The following is a 3,918-nucleotide window of genomic DNA, read 5'->3' on the forward strand; positions in this document are numbered from 1 at the left end:
ATCCTCTGCCAGAATCGAGCAGTGGATTTTCACTGGCGGCAAAGCGAGTTCTTCGGCAATTTGCGTATTCTTGATCGACAGTGCCTGATCCAGCGTCTTGCCCTTGACCCATTCGGTCACCAACGAAGATGATGCAATCGCCGAACCGCAGCCGTAGGTCTTGAATTTTGCATCTTCGATCAGGCCATCGGCGCCGACCTTGATCTGCAACTTCATCACGTCGCCGCAAGCCGGCGCGCCAACCATGCCGGTACCTACAGTGTCATCACCCTTGTCGAACGCGCCTACATTGCGCGGGTTTTCATAGTGATCGAGAACTTTATCCGAGTAAGCCATTTTGATGCTCCTTGTTTAACTTCTTCCAGACCAGCTGCCTGTAGCAGGAACCAGAACGATTAGTGCGCTGCCCATTGGATCGTACTGATGTCGATCCCGTCTTTGTACATGTCCCACAGCGGCGACAACTCGCGCAGCTTGGCGACTTTTTCCTTGATCAGCTTGATCGTGAAATCCACGTCTTCTTCCGTCGTGAAGCGACCGAAGGTAAAACGGATCGAGCTGTGCGCCAGTTCGTCGCTGCGACCCAGCGCGCGCAATACATACGATGGCTCCAAGCTGGCCGAAGTACAGGCCGAACCGGAAGAAACAGCCAGATCCTTGATCGCCATGATCAGGGATTCGCCTTCAACATAGTTGAAGCTGACATTCAGGTTGTGCGGCACGCGGTGTTCCATGTCGCCATTGATATAGACTTCTTCCATCTCCATCAAACCCTTGGACAGGCGATCGCGCAAAGCCTTGATGCGTACCAGTTCGCCATCCATTTCTTCCCTGGCGATGCGAAAAGCTTCACCCATGCCGACGATCTGGTGCGTTGCCAGCGTGCCAGAACGCAAACCGCGCTCGTGACCGCCGCCATGCATTTGCGCTTCCAGCCGCACGCGCGGCTTGCGACGCACGTACAGGGCGCCTATGCCTTTAGGGCCGTAGGTTTTGTGTGCCGTGAAAGTCATCAGATCAACCTTGGATTTTTCCAGATCGATATGAACCTTGCCGGTTGCCTGCGCTGCATCGCAATGGAAAATGATGCCCTTGCTGCGGCACAATTCGCCGATTTCATCTATAGGCTGGATCACGCCGATTTCATTATTCACCAGCATGACCGAAACCAGTATCGTGTCCGGGCGTATCGCTGCCGCCAATTGCTCAATAGTGATCAAGCCATTGTCTTGCGGTTGCAGATAGGTTGCTTCAAAACCCTGACGCTCCAGCTCACGCACGGTATCGAGCACCGACTTGTGCTCGGTTTTGACCGTGATGATGTGCTTGCCCTTGGTTTTGTAGAAATGCGCCGCGCCCTTGAGCGCCAGGTTATTGCCTTCGGTGGCGCCTGAAGTCCAGATTATTTCGCGCGTATCGGCATTGACCAGTTTGGCCACTTGTTCGCGCGCATCTTCCACCGCTTTTTCCGCAGTCCAGCCATACATATGGCTGCGCGAAGCGGGATTGCCGAACTGCTCGCGCAGATAGGGAATCATCTTGTCAGCGACGCGCGGATCGATAGGCGTAGTCGCCGAATAATCCATGTAAATCGGGAAGTGCGGGGCCTTGATGGTATCGATCAGGCTTTTATCCAACGGGGCATTCATTTTTTAGCTCCAATAATCAAACGGCGGCGTGGTTGCGATGCACAACCACCACGCATTCTTCAGAAATCTTTTGTTGTTGCTGATCAACCAGATCCTGCAGCGAAACGGAATCCAGGTAATCCACCATCTTTGCATTCAGCGTGGCCCATAAATCATGGGTCATGCAGCGTCCACCTTGCACATGCTCCTGGCCATGGCAATTTTCCTTGCCGCCACACTGCGTCGCATCCAGCGGCTCATCGACCGCAATGATGATATCGGCCACCGTCACATCAGCCGCACGCCTTGCCAGGTTGTAACCGCCACCAGGACCACGCACCGATTCAACGATTTCGTGCCTGCGCAACTTGCCAAACAACTGCTCCAGATACGACAGTGAAATTTCCTGGCGCTGACTGATTCCGGCAAGCGTGACCGGGCCGTTGGCCTGGCGCAATGCCAAGTCAATCATTGCTGTTACAGCAAAGCGGCCTTTAGTCGTCAAACGCATGAAATGTTGTCTCCAAAATCAACGGAATGAATAACCCGAGTTGTTGATCAATTCAGTCAAGTATAGCAAATTTGATTGAATCTGTCAGGCGCCAACTTTGCAGTAAACATCCACCCCGCCAAGCTGGAAAACTCTTACTCATTTCCAAACATTAATTCTATTGGAAACATGTCTTTGCCATCATTGACCGGGGTCACTTAGCGCGATATCGGCAGCTGACATACGATCCGGTCCACGATGCAAATAAAGCAACTGACATGCGCCAGGCTTTTGCAAAATCCGGCCTGCATACAATCCTCGGCGATCGGATAAATTGCCCAGTCACGCACAATCATTGAACGATCATTCAATCAATATTTTCAAACCCAAGGAGCGGAAAATAACGAATGAGCCATCAGCGAACTTCACGGCAATAAGGCAACTCAAAGAAATGAATAAAATTATTGAGCGAACATTCAATTTATAATTGACGCTTCGTTAATTGACTGAAACCTCGTTTCCCGTATCTGCAATGGCCACACGCATCTCCAAGACCCCGCAATCCCCTACCCAAAAAGCCGATAAAAAACGCATAGAAGTCTTGAAAGCTGCCGGAAAATGCTTCCGCAAAACCGGCTTCCATCAAACCTCGATGCAGCAAATCTGCGCCGAAACCGGCCTCGGCCCTGGTGCGGTCTATCGTTATTTCACCGGCAAGGAAGCCATCATCGAGGCGATGGTGGACGACGAGCGCCGTCAGGCGCGCGCGATGCTGCTGCAAATGCGCGAGGCCGAGTCGATACAGCAGGCACTCACCGCCGCCACGCGCCTGTTTGCCGAACGCTATCGCGCCAGTGCAGACGCCAGTCTGATGACCGAAGTGTATGCAGAAGGCATGCGCAGCAAACGTGTGGGTATCGTTTTGCGCAAGATAGAAGCCGAATGGATCATGGGATTGACCAATCTGTTACGCCTTGCACAAGCACGCGGCCAGATAGATGCAACGCTGGACGCAGCGCAAACTGCGCTGTTCCTGACCGGGATGTGGGATGGGATGGTGATACGCCAGCACTTCCATGCACACGAGGATGCGCATGCGTTGCCGGCTTTCTTTGACATGATGATCGCGCGCTTGCTGGCCAAAGAAGGCAAGCCGGACAGGGGTGGCAAAGCAGCGCCGGCAGCTCAAGCCCCAACCGCAGCAAGGTCTGATGAAATGAAAGAATCGCGAGAGTCAGCCGACCTGCGCCAGCTCAGCCTGATTTAATACAAGCCGGCTTTATTTCTTCAGCAAATGCATCGCGCCAAACAGCGCCTGCATGACTGGATTGGCAATGAAGCTCAGGTTGTAGGGATGCTCGGAAACTTTTTTCGGGAAACGCGCATTGGCCGGCAATGCCTCCAGCTGCACCGCGATCTTTCCCCACAATACAAGCGTAGGCGGTGTTTTTCTGGCCAGTTCAGCGTGATCGGCCAGTGCCGCCAGCACCGTCTGCAGAAACGGCAGCCATGCCCTGGCTTCCTTGACTGGCGGCACATGCGGTCGGAAAACCAGTGCGGCATTCAACAGTAAAAAACCATGCCGGGTCAGATTCTCCTGCAACTCGGGCAAGGTCTGGATCACCGACGACGGTGACGCCTGTGCCTGCTGCGCTACGCCCGCCAATGCATCGCCGCTCGTCTGTTCTATCGCTATCTGGCCGTCCGCCACCAGCAGCATCTTCATGAAATTGCGCAGGGACGTAGCCCGATTGACCTGCTTGGACAAGCCTTTTTCCGACCACAGCGACCCGACTGCGC

The 3,918-nt window shown here is 53.8% G+C and carries 5 protein-coding genes; 1 reads left to right on the forward strand and 4 read right to left on the reverse strand.

All coding sequences use genetic code 11. The features are described 5' to 3' along the window. From iscU to iscR, 3 genes are all read right to left on the reverse strand, one after another. Positions 1 to 336: Fe-S cluster assembly scaffold IscU (gene iscU, locus Q7T06_RS06420; protein WP_304782127.1), on the reverse strand; the 336-nt coding region annotated here is incomplete at its 3' end. Positions 337 to 395: 59 nt separating this feature from the next. Then, positions 396 to 1,649 carry an IscS subfamily cysteine desulfurase gene (locus Q7T06_RS06425; protein WP_304782131.1) on the reverse strand — a complete coding sequence of 418 codons (1,254 nt, stop codon included), beginning with the start codon at positions 1,647 to 1,649 and terminating at the stop codon, positions 396 to 398. Between the two features lie 16 nt (positions 1,650 to 1,665). After that, positions 1,666 to 2,139 (reverse strand): Fe-S cluster assembly transcriptional regulator IscR, encoded by a 474-nt coding sequence (iscR, locus tag Q7T06_RS06430; protein ID WP_304782134.1) that lies wholly within the window; start codon positions 2,137 to 2,139, stop codon positions 1,666 to 1,668. A gap of 511 nt (positions 2,140 to 2,650) precedes the next feature. Here iscR and Q7T06_RS06435 point away from each other — a divergent pair. Beyond that, the gene (locus Q7T06_RS06435) at positions 2,651 to 3,385 is read left to right on the forward strand and encodes a TetR/AcrR family transcriptional regulator (RefSeq protein WP_304782137.1); all 735 of its coding nucleotides are present in this window, start codon (positions 2,651 to 2,653) and stop codon (positions 3,383 to 3,385) included. 12 nt (positions 3,386 to 3,397) lie between these two features. Here Q7T06_RS06435 and Q7T06_RS06440 read toward each other — a convergent pair. After that, on the reverse strand, positions 3,398 to 3,918 hold a 521-nt coding region (locus Q7T06_RS06440; protein WP_304782140.1), incomplete at its 5' end, for a uracil-DNA glycosylase.

It is taken from the genome of Herminiimonas sp. (assembly GCF_030645555.1).
GTDB lineage: Bacteria > Pseudomonadota > Gammaproteobacteria > Burkholderiales > Burkholderiaceae_D > Oxalicibacterium.